The organism is Rhodococcus sp. S3, assembly GCF_058211795.1.
In genome coordinates, this window is the sequence record NZ_CM177074.1 from 4856256 (window position 1) to 4874366 (window position 18111).

Consider the following 18111-nt stretch of genomic DNA (forward strand, 5'->3'; position numbering starts at 1 on the left):
CGCCTCCACAGCACATCCGCCCCGCGAGGATCCCGGGACCACAAACCGGACCCGCCGGGACCGGAAAACTGACACTCTGTCGATACCTGCCCGTACGGACGAAAGGTCACCGATGGCTCGTGCGGTTCGCGTCGTCGTTCTCGGATCGGGATCGTGGGGAACCACGATCGCGTCGTTGGCCGCACGCAACACCCCGACGACGTTGTGGGCCCGCAACGACGACATCGCGCGTGAGATCGACACCGAGCACCGCAACCGTCGATATCTCGGTGAACGGCCACTGCCGCAGGGCCTGCGCGCGACCTCCGATCTCGAAGAGGCCGCGCGCGAGGCCGACGTCCTGGTGGTCGGTGTGCCGTCGCACGCGGTGCGCAAGACACTCGAGCAGGTCGTCGACGAGATCCGCGCGTGGGTCCCGGTCGTCTCGCTCGTGAAGGGCCTCGAGCCGGGCACCCGCCTCCGGCCCACCGAGGTGATCGCCGAATGCCTTCCGGGGCACCCCGTCGGGCTGCTCGCGGGTCCGAACATCGCCGGGGAGATCGCCGACGGCATGGCCGCCGCGTCGGTGGTCGCGATGCAGGACGAAGCCGTGAGCGCGGCGCTGCAACCGCTGTTCGCCACGTCGTTGTTCCGCGTCTATCGCAACACCGACGTTCTGGGCTGCGAGCTGGGCGGGATCCTCAAGAACATTGTGGCGATCGCGGCCGGCATGGCCGAGGGGCTCAGCGTCGGCGACAACACCCGCGCGATGGTCCTCTCCCGCGGGCTGGCGGAGATGACGCGCCTCGGCGAGGCCATGGGCGCGGATCCGCGGACGTTCGCGGGCCTCACGGGGATGGGCGATCTCATCGCGACGTGCACGAGCCCGTCGTCGCGGAATCGCCGAGTCGGTGAGGCGCTGGCGCGCGGGCTCAGCATCGATGAGGCCGTCGAGGCGCTGGGGCAGGTTGCCGAAGGGGTGAAGACCGCGCCGACGGTCATGGAACTCGCCCGCGAGTACGGGGTGGAGATGCCGATCGCCGCCGAGGTCGCGGCCGTGGTGACCGGGAAGAGCACCCCCACCGACGCCTATCGGGGATTGCGGCGCGTCACTCCCGGCGACGAGAAGGACATCGTCTGACCTTCTCTACAGCTTTCTCGGGAGAATCGTAGAGAGCTGAATACCCACCTGTCGTGTGCTCGCGACCGACTGAACGAACGCTCGGTGAAGTGATGTGCCATCGTGGTGGCATGACTTCTGCCGCCGACACGCTGTCGTCCCTGCTCGACACCCGTTTCAGCTGCCGCGCCTTCCTGACGAAGCAGGTCCCGCGCGAGGACATCGAACGCATGCTGCGGATGGGTCAGCGCACCGCGTCCTGGTGCAACTCCCAGCCCTGGCAGGTGCACATCGTCAGCGGCGACGCCACCGACCGCCTGCGCGACGCCGTCTACGCGCAGGCCACCTCGGGGAACATGGATCCCGACATCCCGGGACCGGCCGAATACCGCGGCGCCTACGCCGAACGTCGCCGCGGCGCCGGCTACGCCCTGTACAACGCGCTGGGCATCGCGCGCGACGACTACCAGCGCCGCACCGAGCAGATGCTCGAGAACTACCGCTTCTTCGGCGCACCCCACGTCGCGATCATCACCTCCGACAAGGCCCTCGGCGTGTACGGCGCCGTCGACTGCGGCGGTTACGTCTCGACCTTGCTGCTCGCCGCCGAATCGCTCGGCATCGCTGCCGTCCCGCAGGCCGCCGTCGCGATGACGGCCACCGCGCTGCGACGCGAACTGAACATCGGCGACGACCGCGACATCGTCTGCGCCATCTCCTTCGGCTACGCCGACGAGGCGCACCCGGCCAATGCGTGTCGCACGGATCGCGCGTCGCTCGACGAGACCGTCGAGTGGGTCGACTGAACTCTCGGTGGCCCCGGCTGGGTCAGTCGTTCTGGGCGCGCAGATAGCGCCCGAAGTGCGGAACGGTGAACCCGATGAACCCGCGCTCGGCGGAGTAGATCAGGCCCTTCTTGATCAATCCGTCGCGCGCGGGTGACAGGGAGGCAGGCTTCCGTCCGAGTTCGACGGCGATCTTCGAGGTCGCGACCGGCCCGTCGTCGCCCGACAGATCCGCCATGGCCCGCATGTATTCGCGTTCGGCGGGGGTCGCCCGTTCGTAGCGGGAGCCGAAGAAGCCGACGGCGAGTTCCTCTTCCGCCGTGGGTGCCGCGACCCGCACGTCGTCGGCGGTGATCGGCGAATCCGCTGCGACGTCCCAGGTCGCCTTGCCGTAGGCCTGCACGAAATACGGGTAGCCGTCGGCGGTTTCGTACAGCAGGTCGAGGGCGTCCTGCGTGAACTCGACGTCCTCTCGTGCCGCGGGCGCGATGAGCGCGAGATCCGCTGCCGCACGGTCGAGCCGGTCGATGCGGTGGTAGGTGAACAACCGCTCGGAGTAGGACTTCGACGCCGACAGCACGGCGGGCAGGTGCGGCAGGCCGGCCCCGACGACGATGAGCGGCGCGGCGTCCTGGCTCAGCTCGTGGCAGGCACCGCAGATCGCCGAGACATCGTCGGGGCCCAGATCCTGCATCTCGTCGATGAACAACGCGATGCCCACACCCACGTCCCGCGCGAGTCCGGCTGCGTCGACGAGCAGTTCGACGAGGTCGATCTCGATGTCGCCCGAGTCCGCCCGTCCTTTCACGGCCGGGGCGTCGATGCCGGGTTGCCAGCGTTCGCGCATGCCCTTGTCGGCGGTGGCCCGCAGCGCGAACGACTTGAGCACGCCGAGGAAGTACTCCACCGATTCCGGATCCGGGTGCGCGGCGGCGATCTCGCGGACCGCCATGTGCAGCGCCGACGACAGCGGACGTCGCAGTCCCTGATCGGGGCGGGCCTCGATCTTGCCGGTGCCCCAGCTCTTCGCGATGGCGGCGGAGCGCAGATGGTTGAGAAGGACGGTCTTGCCGACCCCGCGGAGACCGGTGAGGACGACGCTGCGTTCGGGTCGTTCCCGGGCGATGCGCTCGAGGACCACCTCGAACGCGGTGAGTTGCTTCTCGCGGCCGGCGAGTTCGGGCGGGCGCTGTCCCGCGCCCGGGGCGTACGGGTTGCGGACAGGATCCATCCGTCGATGCTAACGGCGAACTCATCGGATTCTGAGCTCATCTAGTGCGTGTCGTAGACGGCCGTATTCGCGTATGTCCGAGCTCGAAACCGCAGTTGTTGTCGACATTTCGGCGATTTCTCGACAACAACTGCAACCTCGGCCGCCCGGAGCGACATGCACGCATGCGCATTTCAGACTTTGACATTCATTTTCGATAGTGGCTATTTCTTTCCCATGACAACGCTCTCCCGATACTGCGGCGCCGCCCTCACCGTCGTCGCCGCAACCTTCGCCGCCGCCTGCGGCGGTACGACCGAGGCCGACACCACTGCGGCCGGCACCCCCGAGACGACGACCTCCACTGCCGCTTCCGAGGTGGCGACGGCGCAGCCGCGCCTCGCCCTGACCTACGACGGCGGCGTCCTCGTCGTCGACGAAGAAGAACTCACCGTCGTCGACGACTTCGCACTCGACGGTTTCAACCGCCTCTCCCCCGCCGGCGACGGACGCCACGTGCTGGTCTCCACCGAGGGCGGATTCCGCGCTCTCGACACCGGCAGCTGGACGGAGGCCCACGGCGACCACGGTCACCACTACGCCGGCGCACCCGCGCTCACCGACCTGACGTTCGCCGCCGAGAAGCCCGGGCACGTCGTGCCGCACGCCGGGGTCACCGCCCTGTTCGACGACGGCACCGGACGCATCGATGTGTTCGACCCTGCCGATCTCGCTTCGGCGACCGACCTGCCGGATCTCGCCAGCCGCGCGCTCCCCGAGGCCCACCACGGCGTGGCCGTCCCGATGTCCGACGGCGGCATGCTCGTCACCCTCGGCGATTCCGAGGAGCGGATCGGTGTGGCGCTGCTCGACGAGAAGGGCACCGAGATCACGCGCACCGAACAGTGCCCGGGTGTGCACGGTGAGACGGTCGCGGCCGACGGGGTCGTCGCCTTCGGATGTGAGGACGGCATGGTGATCTTCCGCGACGGAACGTTCACGAAGGCGCCGGTGCCCGACCCCTACGGCCGGATCGGGAACCAGGCCGGCAGCGAGGACTCGCCCGTCGTCCTCGGCGACTACAAAACCGATCCCGACGCCGAGCTCGAGCGTCCCGAGCGCGTCGCGCTCGTGGACACCCGCACGGCGTCGGTGCGTCTCGTCGACCTCGGTACGAGTTACACCTTCCGTTCCCTCGGGCGTGGACCGGCAGGGGACGCGCTCGTTCTCGGCACCGATGGCAACCTCCACGTGATCGATCCCGACTCCGGCGAGATCGTCCGGCGGATCGAGGTGCTCGAGCCGTGGACCGAGCCCGACGAGTGGCAGACACCTCGGCCCGCACTCGAGGTACGGGGCGATACGGCGTTCGTCACCGATCCCGCCACCGACTCCCTGTACGCGGTGGACGTGACCTCGGGTGAGATCCGCTCCGCCGAACTGCCGCACACCCCGAACGAGATCAGCGGCGTCGCCTGACTCCGCTACCGGAGTATTCGGCTTTCTAGCACCACGGCTAGAAAGCCGAATACTTTCCTCACGTCCGGCCGGCCGAGACATGTGCACAACGTGATCCGCCTCACTCAACAAGTGCGCGAAACGGAAATCTCCGTCAAAACGGTTGGGAAGACGATATTCTCGTCGCCTGATCCCGAAGACAACGATTGTGTAACGTGGCGACGCACCTGTTTCCTACCGGGAGGTACCGCCCGTGCTGTTGACCGAAGTCCGTACCCGACCTGTTCGATCCTTGTTGATCGCCATCGGTCTGACGGTCTCGGCGCTGGCAGTCGCGGGATACCTGCGCGACGCGCTGAACGAGTACCTCATGGATCTCGACGTCTTCCGCGATGCCGGCTGGGCCTTCCTGCACCACACCCCGCTGTACACCGAGGGGTTCTTCAGCCATTCCGGCTTCCGGTTCATCTATCCACCCTTCGCGGCGTTCCTCTTCGCCCCGATGGCGCTGGTAGGCAGTACCGCCCTGCAGGTGTTGTGGACGATCGGGCTCATCGCTCTCGTGTGGTGGGTACTGAAGGTCGTCTACCAGCGGCTCGACATGTCGCAGCCGAGCCTGATCGCTGCTGCGTCGCTCGGACCGGTGCTGTGGCTCGAGCCGTTCCGCTCCAACTTCACGTTCGGCCAGATCAACATCGTGCTCATGGCCCTGGTGGTCGCCGACCTGCTCGGCGTGATCCCGAAGCGATTCCGCGGTGTCGGCATCGCACTGGCCGCCGCCATCAAGGTGACCCCGGCCGCCTTCGGGCTGATCTTCCTGCTCCGCCGCGACTGGCCGTCGGCATTCCGTGCGCTGGGCGCCTTCGCCGCGACCGTCGCGTTCGGCTACTGGCTGCGCCCCGATTCGACCGTCTACTTCTGGACCACGGAGTTCTTCGCGACCGACCGCGCCGGCGACCCGTCGTTCTTCCGCAACCAGGCGCTCACCGGTCTCATCGCCCGCTTCGACTTCTCCGACGGCACCGCCAAGGCACTGTGGCTGGCCGGTGCGCTGATCGTCGTCGCCGGTACCGCGTGGGCCGCCTACCGCTTCCTGCGTGCCGACGAACCCGTGGTCGCGGTGGCCCTGGTGGGCCTGGCGTCGCTGCTCGCCGCTCCGATCGCCGTCACCCACCACTGGGTGTACGCGCTGTTCCTCGTGCCGCTGCTGGTCGCGCCGGCCTACCGCCGCTGGTGGCCCGTGCTGGTGCCCGCCACCGTCGTCTTCCTCATCGGACCCAACCACCTGCTGCGTGAAGCGTCCTCCGGCGGCTGGGTCGAGAAGCTGCTCCTCGAAGTGCTCGGAACCTCGCAGTGCCTGGCCGCGATCGCGGTCTTCGTCGCCGCGATGATTGCCGCGCGGGGCCGCCGACCCGGCGCCGAGGCCCCGGTGGAAGCCCGCCCGGTGGAGGCCCACTCGGTGGAGGCACAGGAAGCCCCCGCGGAATCCGGCGAGAGCGCCGAGACCGCTCAGGTCCAGAACGCCGACGCGACGAGGTAGAGGCCCGTCCCGACGACCGTGCTCAGCGCGGCGTTGCGTCGCCACAGGTGCACGGCGATCGTGCCCGCGAGACCGACGGTCGCCGGGAGCCAGGTCGACTGCCCCACGTCGCGCAGCGTGTACATCACGAGGATCACCATGACTCCCGCGGGCATCGTGCGGCCGAGGAAGTCGACGAAGGCTGAGTTCTTCAGCGCCGACAACGCGAGGAACGGCGCCGCGCGCAGGGCGACCGTCACGACGAACATCACCGCCAGGGCACCGAGGACGTATGCGGCGCCGGGCACCGACTCAGGCACGGGCCACCTTGTTCCGGTAGACGAACCGCGCGAACAGGCACACCACGAACAGCCCGAGGCCGATGACGAGCATCTGATCCTTCGCGACCAGCAACGCGACGAGACCGCAGACCAGCGCGATCACCGGCGCCGGCACGTCGCGGTTGGCGCGGAAGGCATCGATGGCGAGCACCGCGAACAGCGCTGTGAGCGCGAACTCGAGCCCAGAGAGTCCCTCCGGGAGCACCGCCCCGATCAGCGCACCGACCGTGCCCGACACGACCCACATCAGCTGGCACAGCACCTGGACCGTGAGGATGCGGGTGCCCGTCAGCTGTTCACGTGCCTTGGGCGCAACGATCGCGTACGACTCGTCGGTGAGCGCGTACACGCCGTAGAGGCGCCCGAGCCGGCTGCGGATGCGGTGCAGCGGGAACGACAGGCCGTAGAAGACGTGCCGGAAGTTCACGAGCAACGTCGCCGCCGCGACCGACGCGAGTGGGGTGACCGCCGCGATGAGACCGATCGCGAGGAACTCCATCGACCCCGCGTAGATGACGGTGGAGAAGATCGGTGCCCACCACCAGTCGAAGCCGCCCTGGGTGAGCACCACCCCGAACGCGAGCCCCAGCGGAATCAGTCCGAGACCGACTGCCCAGGAGTCCGCGACACCCGCGCGGATCTCGAGGGAGCGACGGTCGGGCATGCTCATCAGGCTATCGCCGGGCGCGAGATGCCCGTGTCCGGCCCGAAGGAAGGTGATCTGTGTCCACCTCGTTCACGGAGGTCGTGTCCTCCGCGTGGCAGGCCGTGTCGACCGTCGACGAGCCCGCACCGACGATGGTCGTCGTCGGCACGGCGATCGTCGCGCTCGTGCTCGTGACTGTCCGTCCACTGTGGTTGAAGACCCGCCATGTCATCACGCAGGCGCACGAGGGGTCGCACGCGCTGGTCGCGGCGCTCGTGGGCCGCAAACTGTCGGGCATCCGCCTGCACAGCGACACCTCGGGGGTGATGGTGTCGTCCGGTAATCCTCGCGGTCCCGGCATGGTCGCGACGACCTTCGCGGGATACACCGGCCCGGCCGTGCTCGGTTTCGCCGCCGCGACGCTGCTGACGCTCGATCGGCCCGCCGCGGTGCTGTGGTCGATCCTCGCCGCGCTCGCCGTCCTGTTGCTGCTCATCCGCAATCTGTACGGCTTCGTCTCCGTGGTGATCGCGGGAGCGCTCGTCGGTGCAGCCGCCTATCTCGGTGATCCGGTGGTTCGGTACACCGCGGCGTACCTGATCACGTGGGTGCTGCTCCTCGGCGCGACCCGACCGGTCCTCGAACTCGCCCGCACCCATTCGCGTGGTCGCGGCCGGGGTTCGGATGCCGACCAGTTGCGCTGGCTCACCCGGCTCCCGGCCGCGGTGTGGATCGCGCTGTTCGCGATCGTCACGGCGGGTACCGCCTTCTACGGCGTCACCCGGATCGTGGTGACCCAGCTGTCCTGAGCGGTCAGGGCGCCGGCGACGTCGAGGACGGCGGGGTGCATCGTCAGCACGTCCTCGACCTCGACCGGGTAGATGTTGACGCCGCCGGACAGGATCAGGTCGGTGCGCCGCGCCGAGAGATACAGGTAGCCGTCCTCGTCGACGTGCCCGAGATCGCCGAGGGTCGTCCAGCCCTTGTCGTTGTAGGCGGCGGTTTTCGCGTCACCGGCCAGAAGGTGTGGACGTCGAATGCGCAGAACTCGACGCGCGGTCTCGCGACCATCCGCACCAACCGCGACGTGCCGAAGCACACGGGCATCACCACGATGGTCATCGACCTCACCGCGCCCGGCGTGACCGTCCGCCCGCTGCGCGAGATCAGCGGCGACTCCGCTTCGCGGTCCTCAACCTACGGCAGGTCGTGCGGGCCGTCGCCGGTGGTGATTTCGGTCCGGAGGGCAGCGTCACCAAGATGCTCATTGCCGAACACACCCAGCACGTGGGCGAACTCGCGATGCACATCGCCGGTCCTGCGGCGTTCCTCGGGGACGAGCCGGTGTGGACCCACTACTACTTGCTGGGCCGTGCGATGACCATTGCCGGCGGCACGTCGGAGATCAACCGCAACGTCATCGCCGAGCGGTTGCTGGGTCCACTCCGCGGGCACATCTCGAACTAGGCTCTGCCACAAGGGCTTCGGGTCACCATGCCGCAGCGCAAGCTCATCCGGCTGTTGCGCGCCCGCGACGGCGAGGGTGCTTTCATCCACTGGCAGAAGCGCATGGCGGCCGCGCGCGAACTCGTCGTCGGTGGACGCGAGGACGTCGAGGTGCGCGACATCCTCGATTGACCGGATCTGTTGCCGGCGATCACTTCTCGATCTCCATGGCGACAGCACGCACCGGTGCGCCGTCGATCCCTGCGAACGGGATCGGCAACAACGAGACGAGCGGATCCGGAAAGTCGATCGTGTCGAGGTTGCGCAGGTTCTCGCAGATGATCGCGCCCGCGTCGGCGAGCACGTGGTGCGCCGCGAGCGTCTCGTCGCCCGTGGGATCCACGCTCGGCGCGTCGATCCCGATCGTGCGGACGCCGCGGTCGAGCAACCAGCGGCAAGCTTCGACGCTCAGAGCCGGATGCTCGAAATAACGGTCGGTGCCGAAATACCGCGACCAGCCGGTGAGGACGAGCGCGATGTCGCCGGGACCGATCGCCGGCTCACCCCACATGTCGGGGGTGACGAGCGAACCGATGTCGACGCGGGCGCGCACGTCGAGCACCACCCCGCGCCCGACGAAGTTATCCGGTGGCACCGCATCGATCGCGGCGCCACCGCTGCGCACGTGCCGCGGAGCGTCGACGTGGGTGCCGGTTTGCGAACCCATGTCGATGCGCATCAGGTCGAAACCGTCGGTCTCGACGGTGGCGTGCGGAGTGAAGGTCGGTGCCGGATCCCCGGGATAGACCTGGATGTCCGGGGAGACGACGTGGGTCAGGTCGACGATCCGCCGTACACGCATGCCATCACTCCTGCTCGGGTCAGCCGAAATCGACCTGCCGCTGCGCATTCGCGAGCGCGGTGACCACACCGGTTCCGAATGCACCGAGACGGTCGAACAGCACCGCCGTCCCGACCGCGATGCCTTCACTGCTGATGTGGTTGTCGGCCTCGATACCGACCTCCGGCCCTTCCGGCAGGCGGGACAGCGCCAGGGTGACATCGGAATTGATGTAGCCGACGCCCTTGTCCGACCAGTTCGTCACGAACGACGTGCCCTCACCGACGGTCGCGGTGTTGACGAACGGTGACAGTTCCTCGCCGACGATGATCGGCAGCTGCCGCGACCACAGCCGCTTGCGATCGGAGTTCTGGTGTTCCGACCGCACCCGCGTCCATCCCGGGCCGTCGCTGCCGTACCAGGACGAATACTCGAGCGGTCCGGGCTGCGTCTCCAGGGAACCGGGAGGAGGCGTCGGGGACTCGCCGCGCAACCACACCGACCCGGGCGGCGGGGCCGACTTGCGGAGGAAGGTGAGCGTCGCGCGCGCCGACACCTCTCCACCCTGCATCAGGTTCGCGTCGGCGACGCGGATGCGGTTGCCGTCGCGCACCCGGGTGGTGGTGAAGGTGATCGGCTCGTTGCGGACCGGCCTGAAGAGATCGAGCGTGAACCGGGACGGGACGAAACCCTCGACGGCATGGTGGATCTCGAGCTCGCGTGCGACCAGACCGCTCACACACGGTCCGTTGAGCATCTTGTCCGACCACGGGCTGGACGCATACTTCGTGGGCAGATAGACACCGTCGTCCTCGGTGAAATAACCGCGGTTCTTGCGCTCGTGCATTCGGGAATTCTCCCAGCACCGGCCACAGTGCGCTCATCCGGATACCCCAAGATGGGTTCGTGCACGTACACGAACCCGATGTTCCGGCCGCCCGTACCCGTCTGATCGTCGACGTCGACACCGGCATCGACGACGCTCTCGCCCTGCTCTATCTCGTCGCGAGCCCGGAAGCCGAGATCGTCGCCGCCCTGTGCACTGCGGGGAACGTGCCGGTGGACCAGGTCACCGCCAACACGTTGTCGTGGCTCGAGGTGTGCGGCCGGCTCGATATCGAAGTGGCTGCCGGATCGCAGGTTCCGCTGGTCGCGCCGCTGATGACCACCGAGGACACCCACGGTCCGCAGGGGATCGGGTATGCGGAACTTCCCGCTGCGTCGCGGTCGCGGTCGTCGCGGTCGGCCGCGCAGGCGTGGGTCGACCTCACACGCGAGCATCCGGGAGAGCTCACCGGGCTCGTCACCGGCCCGCTCACCAACCTCGCCCTCGCCCTGCGCATCGATCCGGAACTGCCGTCGCGGTTGCGTCGCCTCGTGATCATGGGTGGGTGTTTCCACCATCCGGGTAATACGACGCCGACCTCGGAATGGAACGTCGCGGTGGATCCGGAGGCCGCCAAGGTCGTGTTCGACGCGTTCTCGATCGTCCCTCCGGACCGGCGGCCGATCGTGTGCCCGCTCGACGTCACGGAGTCGATCGAGATGCATCCCGAGCATGTCGCGCGGATCGGGGACGTCGTCGGTGTACCCCGATCCGGGGAACTCTCCCCGGACGCTCCGCGCGGTACGCGGTCGACGGCCGATGTCCCTCTCGTCCGCCACATCTCCGACGCACTGCGGTTCTACATGGAGTTCCACCGTGACCAGGGCCTGGGCTTCCTCGCGCACGTGCACGACCCGTTCGCCGCGGCGGTCGCGCTGGGCACGGTTCCCTATACCTCCCGGCCCGCGACGGTCGACGTCGAACTCGACGGCCGGCTCACCCGGGGCACGACGGTCGCCGATCTGTCCGGTATGTGGCAGAGGACGCCGAACGCGGATATCGTGGCGGGCACCCGTCCGGCAGAGTTCTTCGATCATTTCGTCGAGCGGGTGGGATCGTACATTCGCGACTTGAACCTACCCCCGAGTAAGAACTAGCGTCGACAGCGCACAGTTCGGGGACAAGGAGATAAACGTGGCACAGAAAGTGCGCGTCCAATATTTCGACGATATCGACGGCCAACCGATCATGGACGGCCTGGCGCAGTCGTTCCGCATCACGGTCGACGACGACGAGTACGAAATCGACCTGCGGCCGGCGAACGCAGACAAGTTCCTGGCGGTCCTCCGCCCGTGGCTGCACGAGAAGGCACCGGCGAAGCCCGCTTCGAGCACCCGCACCATCACACCGAAGCAGACGGCAACAAAGGCTCGCACGCGGACGGCGGGGACCCACAAGGCGATTCCGCCCACCCGGTCGCCGGAGCAATTGGCCGCGATCCGACACTGGGCCCGCAACAAGGGTTACGACGTCAGTTCGCGCGGCCGGATCCCGCGTCACATCCTCGAGCTTTTCGAAGCCGCTCATTCCTGAGCATCACCCCGCCGCCTCCCGCGGCAGGCCATGAACACCACCGACGACCGGTGCCGCCTCGTCACGCGACGAGATGGTGCCGGTCGTCGCGTCGGATGGTCACCGCAGCGACGATCACGCCCACGACCACGCCGATGACGGTGTCGGCGACCCGGTTGACGGCGAGGCCCGGACCCGCGTGCTGCCCGAGACCGGTGAGCAGCAACGCCATCGTCGTCACCCCGACCGAGGCGAGCCCGTAGTTCCGGGTCACCGTGAGTTCGGTGAGGGTCTGGAACAGCACGGCGGCCGCGACCACCGGCCAGTAGCCCAGGTCGAGCGCGAGCAGCACGGCAGCGATCATCGCGCCGCCGACATTTCCGATCAGACGCTGGATGCCGCGCTGAACGGTGTTGCGGTAGTTCAATCCCTGCAACGCCGCCATGGCACCCATCGCAGCCCACAACGGATGGTCGAGCCCGATCAGTGCGGCCAGCGACGCGGCGAGCAACGACGCGACGAAGATCCGGGCCGCTCCGATCAGCACGAGACGGTCGAGCAGACGACCGCATCCTTCGCGGACGAAGCCGGGCGGCGTGGGCAGCACCGGCCGCCCCTCGGCATCCACGCGCGGAATCTCGATGTCGCGCCGCGCTTTCCGAAGCTCCTTCTCGAATCGGGCGAAATCGTCGCGGCGGGCGCGGGAGGTGTCGTGCGACCCGCTGTCGAGCACCACCTCGGCCGCATCGAGGAGGACGGCCAGTTCGTGGACATGGGCGTCCGGACGTCGCGGGGTATTCAGTGCGACGGTCTCACGCGCCTTACGGATGCTCTGTCGCGCAGCGGGAACGGCGTCCGCACCGCGGATCTCGACGGCGGAGACCGCCGCGAGGGCACGCGCGACCGCCAGACGAGCGGGCGTGTGGGGATGGGAGAGCGCGGGCAGCATCGCGATGACATATCCGAGCAGCGCACCGATGGTCGCCGCAGCGGTGACCAGACCCGCGTCACCCCATCCGTCGGAGAAACCGGCGGCGCCCGCGGCGGCGAAGATGAGGATCACCGGGCCGGGGCCCATGAGCGAGAAGGCCGTGAACACCCAGTACGCGACGGCCGAGCCCAGCGAGAGCGCGACGATCTGCGCCCACAGCGGGGCGCCCATCGCGCCGAGTACAGCCCCGAAGGCGGTGTAACCGACGATGCCGAGGCCGACCCACGGAAGGCGCACGGCGAGACGCGGATACGGCTCGTATCGCAGGAAGGCACTGGTGAGTGCGCCGAGGGCGGCGAAGCCGGCGACCTGTCCGTAACCGAGCAGACCGCCGCCGACGAGGGCGAGCATCGTCGCGAACCCCACGCGCAGCGCCACGGCCACGGTCGGATCGCCGCGCCGCACTTCGAGGGCGTCCCTCCACGCGCTCGCCGACAGCGGATGCGCGAGCGCTCCCCGGGTGTGACGGAGCCGAGGGCGGTCGTCGAGTCGGCGGTCCAGCATCCGTCCACCATATTACTTCACTGGTAAAATATCTATGAAATTGTTCGTCCGCTGCCGTTAGACTTGCCACATGCCCTCCGAGACACCCCAGCCCGATTACGTCGATCGCGTACGTCTCGGATGGACTGCCCACTACCCCGACCTCGACCTGCGCCCCATCGACGTGATCGGCCGCATCACCCGCATCGGCTCGCTCGCGCTCACCTACTTCGATCGGGAACTCGAAGCGAGCGGCATCAGCCGCAGCGAATTCGAGGTCCTCAGCGCGCTCGCCCGCAGCGACCATCCGTTACGCGCCAGCGAGGTCACCTCGATCACGGGTATCTCCGGCGCGTCGACCACGAAGCACACCGAGCGACTCGCCAAACTCGGTCTCGTCGAACGCAAACGACTCGAACGTGACGGCCGCGTCGTGCTGCTCACCCTCACCGACGACGGGCGCGCACTCGTCGAGAAGGAATTCCCGCGACGCCTGGCACGCGAGCGGCAGATGCTCGACGGCCTCGACGACGACGAGGTGCAGGTCCTGTCCGACCTGTTGCGCAAGGTCGTCCGCAACGTCGAGAACCACTATCCGGCCTGACCCCCGGAACAGCTCAGGGCATCTCCTGCGTCTCGGCCCGTTCGATCTCGCTCACGGCGCGACGCAGATACGCTTCGGGAGCCACGCGGCGCGCAGCGACGAGATCGGCGACGACGAGCAGGCCCGCGGCCAGATACTGCTCGGGGCGGATCCTCGGGCGTTCGGCGTCGGGATCGGACACGCCGAGCGCACCCGTGAGCACGGCGACGACGGCCTCGGGTTCCAGCGACGGCAACCATCGCAGCCCGGAGCGGACGGAGCGTTCGAGCACGGCCTGCACGTCCTCACCGGCGAGGCCGTCGGGATGCAGTTCCTCGAGCAACTCCCGGACCATGCCCGCGTGCACGGCCGTGACCTGCTCGTAGGGCAGGTCGACGAGCACCGCAACCGCCTCGTCGAAGGGCTCGGCCGACTCGCTGCGGGCAGCGGCGAGCGCATCGGCGGTGGCCGTCGCGATCTCCCGCGGCGTTCTCGGCCAGTGGTCGGGCCACACAGCGATCTCCTGTCCTTCCTCCGGACGCCCGGGTCACAGGCGTTCCTGCAACGCGAGCGCGTCGTGCGGTGCACAGCCTTTCATGTCGTTGTCGAAGTACACGTAGACGTCCCTGCCGTCGCCGAGCCACCGGCGGATCCGCTCGGCCCACACGTCGAGGACCTCGGGGGTGTACCCGCTTGCGTACAACTCCTTGTCGCCGTGCATCCGCACGTAGACGAAATCGCTCGTGACGTCGGTGAGGAACGGGAACCTGCCGGCCGTGTCGGCGACGACGAGCCCGATATCGTGCGCGCGCAGCAACTCCACGGCCTCCGGGCTCGCGAGGTCGGGATGCCGCACCTCGACGGCGTGCCGCAGCGGACGCTCGGCGTCCACCTCCACCCACACCCGGTCGTCGGCGAGCTTGTCGGTGTGCCGGCGGGCGAGTTCGCCGGCGGCCGTCGTCGTGCGGGGCAACCGGTCGAAGAAGTCCGCGAACCTGTCCTCCTCGAAACCGAGGGTCGGCGGGAGCTGCCACAGCACCGGACCGAGTTTCGGGCCGAGCGCGAGTACGCCGGAGGCGAAGAAATTGGCGAGGGCGTCGTCGACACCCGCGAGCCGCTTCATGTGGGTGACGAACCGCCCGCCCTTGACGGCGTAGACGAAGTCGTCGGGTGCGGCGTCCCGCCACGCGAGATAACTGCTCGGGCGCTGCAGCGAGTAGAACGAGCCGTTGATCTCGATCGACCCGAACCGCTGGGCGGCGTATTCGAGTTCCCGGCGCTGGACGAGTCCTTCCGGATAGAAGTCTCCGCGCCAGCCCGGATAGCGCCATCCCGATATCCCGATCCTCGCCCCGGCCACGTTTCCGAGCGTAACCTCGGCTTCGATTCGGCACACGAAGCAGCACAACCGCGCTTATCCTCGGGGCTACAAGATCACATCACACGCCAGGAGCCGTCATGTCCACGAGCTCGGTTTCTTCCAACGATCCGTTCCGATCACTGCTGAAGCAGATCTGGTGGGTGATGCTGCTGCGTGGCATCCTCGCGGTCCTCTTCGGTGTCGTCGCGCTCGTCTGGCCCGGCATCACCGTGTCGGCGCTGGTGGTCGTCTTCGCGGCCTACGCGATCATCGACGGCATCGTGCTGGTCGTTCGATCGATCCGCGACAAGCCCGAGGGCTGGGGCTGGTGGCTCGCCATGGGCGTCGTCTCCGTCCTCGCCGGTCTCGTCGCGCTGTTCTGGCCCGGCATCACCGCACTCGCACTGCTGTACGTGATCGCGTTCTACGCCATCCTGTTCGGCATCACCGGCATCGTCGGTGGTGTCCGCTTCCGGAAGGTGCCCGAGTCCGGATGGGTGTGGTCGGTGCTCGCGGGCGTCGTCGCCGTCCTGTTCGGCATCGTGCTGCTGATCTTCCCCGGCGAGGGCATCCTGAGCCTGATCGTGCTGCTCGGCATCTACGCGATCCTGTTCGGCGTGCTGCTCGTCATCCTGGCGTTCCAGGCACGCAGCGCGGCGAAGAAGGCCGGCGTCATCTGACAGCCGGCCTTCTTCCCGATCGATCTCAGGCGTTGCGCAGACGACCCCACGCGTGCCAGCGGTCGATCTCGATCCACGCGTTGACGCGCTTGCCGTCGCGCGCGTGGTACGGCTTGCCCGTGTAGTGGCGAGCGATCCGATCGATGTCCTCCAGGGACGGATCGTCGGCGAGTTCGACGACCCGCCCCTGGAGGCTCACGTGCGTGACCCAGTCCTGCGGATCCATCGCCGACAGGCTCACCCGCGGATCGTTCCGCAGGTATTCGAGGCGCTTGCGGGTCGAATCCATGTTGACGAGGATGCGGCCGTCCTCGAAGACGTACCAGGTCGGAACGGACACCGGATGACCGTCCGGGCGCAGTGAGCTGATCGTGGCGTAATTGGGCTGGGCGAGGAATTCGGCGACGGCCTCGGGTACGGGTCGTTTCGGCACGGCACTCCCTTTCGATGCGGCGGACAGGGTCTCGATATCGAGCCTAGGCCGCGATTCCCGGCGAAACCGTCCCCGGCGACGCGGGGTGGACCGACCATGGAGGTCGGGATCTCGAAAGGAGACGGTCATGCCGCGATATCTCTGGCAGGTCAACTACACCGCGGACGGCGCACGCGGGCTGCTCACGGACGGTGGTACGTCCCGACGCGACGCCATCGTCCGGATGGTCGAAAGTGTGGGCGGGACGGTCGATTCGGTGCACTTCGCGCTCGGTGGTCACGATCTGTACGTGCTCGGCGAGGTGCCCGACGAGATCGCGGCCGCGACACTCGAGCTCCGCACGATCGCCTCCGGTGCCGCGCGCTCCACGCCGATCGCCCTGCTCACCCCCGAACAGGTCGACGAGGCCGCGCGCCGCGACGCGAGTTACCGGACGCCGGGGAGCTCGGGCAACTGACCGCTCGCCTCCCGCGACGAGCTGCTGGGTATCGTCTGCTCATCCTGTTGCTTTCTCGAAGAAAGTGAATTCGTGATGAGTGTGCGCCCGGCCCAGCGCAGCGACCGCCGCCCGGCCCGGATCCACCCGGCATGGTGGGTCGCCGCGGTGGCCTTCCTCGCGTTGTTCGGCGCCGCAGGCTTCCGGGCGGCCCCCGGCGCGCTCATGGTGCCGCTGCACGACGAGTTCGGCTGGTCGACGAGCGTCATGTCGCTCGCGGTGAGCATCAACCTCGTCCTGTTCGGACTCGTCGCACCGTTCGCCGCCGCCCTGATGGACCGGTTCGGCATGCGCCGGGTCATCTCGTCGGCGCTGTTCCTCGTGGCGCTCGGCGCCGCCGGCAGTATCGCCATGACCGCCTCGTGGCAGTTGCTCGTGTTCTGGGGACTGCTCATCGGTACCGGCACGGGGTCGATGGCCCTGGTCCTGGCGGCGACCATCGCCGACCGATGGTTCGTCGAGCGTCGCGGGCTGGTGATGGGCATCCTCACGGCCGGTTCCGCGACCGGCCAACTGGTGATCCTGCCTCCCGTCGCCGCGCTCGCAGAGAACGTCGGGTGGCGGCAGGCATCGCTCGTGATCGCCGCGGCGGCGCTCGTCGTCGTCCCGCTGGTGTGGGCGGTGATCCGCGATCATCCCGACGAGCGCGGTGTCCTGCCCTACGGTGCCGACCCCGAGACCTACCTGGCGCCGACGCGAGCGACCGGCGGTGCCGTCACCCGCGCTCTCGAAGGGCTGGCCTTCGCGGTGCGTCACCGGGCGTTCTGGGCGCTGGCGATCGCCTTCGCCATCTGCGGGGCCACCACCAACGGACTCGTCGGCATCCACTTCATCCCGTCGGCCCACGACCACGGCATGCCCACGACCACCGCAGCGAGCCTCATGGCCGCCGTGGGGATCTTCGACATCGTCGGCACCATCGCCTCCGGATGGCTGACCGACAAGTTCGACCCCCGCAAGCTGCTGGCCTTCTACTACACCTTCCGCGGCGTGGGTCTGCTCCTGCTGCCCTGGCTGCTGCAGGAGTCCGTGCACCCCAGCATGATCCTGTTCGTCGTGGTCTACGGTCTGGACTGGGTCGCCACCGTGCCGCCGACCGCGATGCTGTGCCGCCGGATCTTCGGCGACCGCGGAACCATCGTGTTCGGCTGGGTGTTCGCGTCCCACCAGATCGGTGCCGCGGCGGCCGCTTTCGGAGCCGGGGTCATCCGCGACAGCCTCGGAACCTACACCTACGCGTGGTGGGCCGGAGCGACCCTGTGCGCGGTCGCCGCGTCGCTGTCGATCCTCACCAGGGGCCGCGTCGCCACGACCGCACCGATGGTCCGCAACTGAGCGACGC

Annotated in this window: 22 protein-coding genes and 1 pseudogene; 13 read left to right on the forward strand and 10 right to left on the reverse strand. The window is 68.3% G+C overall.

The features are described from left to right. The first annotated feature begins 112 nt into the window (after positions 1–112). Both AC0LPE_RS22460 and AC0LPE_RS22465 read left to right on the forward strand, forming a co-directional pair. Entirely contained in the window at positions 113–1120 is a 1008-nt protein-coding gene (locus AC0LPE_RS22460; RefSeq protein WP_060652622.1) for an NAD(P)H-dependent glycerol-3-phosphate dehydrogenase, read from the forward strand. A gap of 110 nt (positions 1121–1230) precedes the next feature. After that, complete coding sequence (locus AC0LPE_RS22465) at positions 1231–1905, forward strand: nitroreductase (protein ID WP_016691744.1); 675 nt, start codon at positions 1231–1233, stop codon at positions 1903–1905. 22 nt (positions 1906–1927) lie between these two features. Here AC0LPE_RS22465 and AC0LPE_RS22470 read toward each other — a convergent pair whose 3' ends face one another. Beyond that, positions 1928–3115 carry a DUF8462 domain-containing protein gene (locus tag AC0LPE_RS22470; RefSeq protein ID WP_060652620.1) on the reverse strand — a complete coding sequence of 396 codons (1188 nt, stop codon included), beginning with the start codon at positions 3113–3115 and terminating at the stop codon, positions 1928–1930. 216 nt (positions 3116–3331) lie between these two features. On the opposite strand from AC0LPE_RS22470, the gene aztD reads away from it, so the two are divergent. After that, complete coding sequence (gene aztD, locus AC0LPE_RS22475) at positions 3332–4573, forward strand: zinc metallochaperone AztD (RefSeq protein WP_490605271.1); 1242 nt, start codon at positions 3332–3334, stop codon at positions 4571–4573. A 232-nt stretch (positions 4574–4805) separates the two neighbouring features. Continuing rightward, a complete protein-coding gene (locus AC0LPE_RS22480; RefSeq protein ID WP_490605272.1) occupies positions 4806–6092 on the forward strand; it encodes a glycosyltransferase 87 family protein in 1287 nt (428 codons plus the stop codon). Here the strand turns inward: AC0LPE_RS22480 and AC0LPE_RS22485 are convergent. Then, entirely contained in the window at positions 6062–6391 is a 330-nt protein-coding gene (locus tag AC0LPE_RS22485; protein ID WP_088898065.1) for a branched-chain amino acid transporter permease, read from the reverse strand. The genes AC0LPE_RS22480 and AC0LPE_RS22485 overlap by 31 nt on opposite strands. Continuing rightward, a complete protein-coding gene (locus AC0LPE_RS22490) occupies positions 6384–7082 on the reverse strand; it encodes an AzlC family ABC transporter permease (RefSeq protein ID WP_490605273.1) in 699 nt (232 codons plus the stop codon). Before AC0LPE_RS22490 ends, AC0LPE_RS22485 begins: the two co-directional genes overlap by 8 nt. A 53-nt stretch (positions 7083–7135) precedes the next feature. Between AC0LPE_RS22490 and AC0LPE_RS22495 the strand changes: the two genes are divergently transcribed. After that, a complete protein-coding gene (locus tag AC0LPE_RS22495) occupies positions 7136–7867 on the forward strand; it encodes a M50 family metallopeptidase (protein WP_016691737.1) in 732 nt (243 codons plus the stop codon). Positions 7868–7881: 14 nt separating this feature from the next. On the opposite strand, the pseudogene AC0LPE_RS22500 reads toward AC0LPE_RS22495, so the two are convergent. Continuing rightward, positions 7882–8067: pseudogene (locus AC0LPE_RS22500) on the reverse strand (acyl-CoA synthetase); the annotation flags it as partial. A gap of 17 nt (positions 8068–8084) precedes the next feature. Here AC0LPE_RS22500 and AC0LPE_RS22505 point away from each other — a divergent pair. Together AC0LPE_RS22505 and AC0LPE_RS22510 are read left to right on the forward strand one after the other, a co-directional pair. Beyond that, complete coding sequence (locus tag AC0LPE_RS22505; RefSeq protein WP_419957106.1) at positions 8085–8525, forward strand: acyl-CoA dehydrogenase family protein; 441 nt, start codon at positions 8085–8087, stop codon at positions 8523–8525. 27 nt (positions 8526–8552) lie between these two features. Further along, entirely contained in the window at positions 8553–8696 is a 144-nt protein-coding gene (locus AC0LPE_RS22510) for a hypothetical protein (RefSeq protein WP_226950019.1), read from the forward strand. A 19-nt stretch (positions 8697–8715) separates the two neighbouring features. Here AC0LPE_RS22510 and AC0LPE_RS22515 read toward each other — a convergent pair whose 3' ends face one another. Both AC0LPE_RS22515 and AC0LPE_RS22520 read right to left on the reverse strand, forming a co-directional pair. Then, the gene (locus AC0LPE_RS22515) at positions 8716–9366 is read right to left on the reverse strand and encodes a cyclase family protein (protein ID WP_490605274.1); all 651 of its coding nucleotides are present in this window, start codon (positions 9364–9366) and stop codon (positions 8716–8718) included. Positions 9367–9385: 19 nt separating this feature from the next. Next, entirely contained in the window at positions 9386–10192 is an 807-nt protein-coding gene (locus AC0LPE_RS22520) for an acyl-CoA thioesterase domain-containing protein (RefSeq protein WP_160877256.1), read from the reverse strand. A 59-nt stretch (positions 10193–10251) separates the two neighbouring features. Between AC0LPE_RS22520 and AC0LPE_RS22525 the strand changes: the two genes are divergently transcribed. Together AC0LPE_RS22525 and AC0LPE_RS22530 are read left to right on the forward strand one after the other, a co-directional pair. Then, positions 10252–11328 (forward strand): nucleoside hydrolase, encoded by a 1077-nt coding sequence (locus tag AC0LPE_RS22525; RefSeq protein ID WP_490605275.1) that lies wholly within the window; start codon positions 10252–10254, stop codon positions 11326–11328. 37 nt (positions 11329–11365) lie between these two features. Continuing rightward, the gene (locus AC0LPE_RS22530) at positions 11366–11764 is read left to right on the forward strand and encodes a histone-like nucleoid-structuring protein Lsr2 (protein ID WP_490605276.1); all 399 of its coding nucleotides are present in this window, start codon (positions 11366–11368) and stop codon (positions 11762–11764) included. A gap of 61 nt (positions 11765–11825) precedes the next feature. On the opposite strand, the gene AC0LPE_RS22535 is transcribed toward AC0LPE_RS22530, so the two are convergent. Then, positions 11826–13238, reverse strand: a complete 1413-nt coding sequence (locus AC0LPE_RS22535) for an FUSC family protein (protein WP_490605277.1) — start codon at positions 13236–13238, stop codon at positions 11826–11828. A 70-nt stretch (positions 13239–13308) separates the two neighbouring features. Between AC0LPE_RS22535 and AC0LPE_RS22540 the strand changes: the two genes are divergently transcribed. Then, entirely contained in the window at positions 13309–13821 is a 513-nt protein-coding gene (locus AC0LPE_RS22540) for a MarR family winged helix-turn-helix transcriptional regulator (RefSeq protein WP_016692600.1), read from the forward strand. Between the two features lie 13 nt (positions 13822–13834). Here AC0LPE_RS22540 and AC0LPE_RS22545 read toward each other — a convergent pair whose 3' ends face one another. Together AC0LPE_RS22545 and AC0LPE_RS22550 are read right to left on the reverse strand one after the other, a co-directional pair. Next, on the reverse strand, positions 13835–14314 hold the full coding sequence (locus AC0LPE_RS22545; protein ID WP_016692599.1) for a hypothetical protein: 480 nt from the start codon (positions 14312–14314) through the stop codon (positions 13835–13837). A 33-nt stretch (positions 14315–14347) separates the two neighbouring features. Continuing rightward, entirely contained in the window at positions 14348–15160 is an 813-nt protein-coding gene (locus tag AC0LPE_RS22550; protein ID WP_120280769.1) for a DUF72 domain-containing protein, read from the reverse strand. Between the two features lie 98 nt (positions 15161–15258). Here AC0LPE_RS22550 and AC0LPE_RS22555 point away from each other — a divergent pair, with 98 nt between their 5' ends. Beyond that, positions 15259–15840, forward strand: a complete 582-nt coding sequence (locus tag AC0LPE_RS22555) for an HdeD family acid-resistance protein (RefSeq protein WP_490605278.1) — start codon at positions 15259–15261, stop codon at positions 15838–15840. Positions 15841–15865: 25 nt separating this feature from the next. Here AC0LPE_RS22555 and AC0LPE_RS22560 read toward each other — a convergent pair whose 3' ends face one another. Then, entirely contained in the window at positions 15866–16273 is a 408-nt protein-coding gene (locus AC0LPE_RS22560; protein ID WP_016692596.1) for a TIGR03618 family F420-dependent PPOX class oxidoreductase, read from the reverse strand. Between the two features lie 127 nt (positions 16274–16400). Here AC0LPE_RS22560 and AC0LPE_RS22565 point away from each other — a divergent pair, with 127 nt between their 5' ends. Together AC0LPE_RS22565 and AC0LPE_RS22570 are read left to right on the forward strand one after the other, a co-directional pair. Next, positions 16401–16730, forward strand: a complete 330-nt coding sequence (locus AC0LPE_RS22565; RefSeq protein ID WP_120280770.1) for a GYD domain-containing protein — start codon at positions 16401–16403, stop codon at positions 16728–16730. Between the two features lie 75 nt (positions 16731–16805). After that, positions 16806–18104, forward strand: coding sequence for an MFS transporter (locus AC0LPE_RS22570; protein ID WP_490605279.1), 1299 nt, complete (start codon positions 16806–16808; stop codon positions 18102–18104). The last annotated feature ends 7 nt before the right edge of the window (positions 18105–18111 follow it).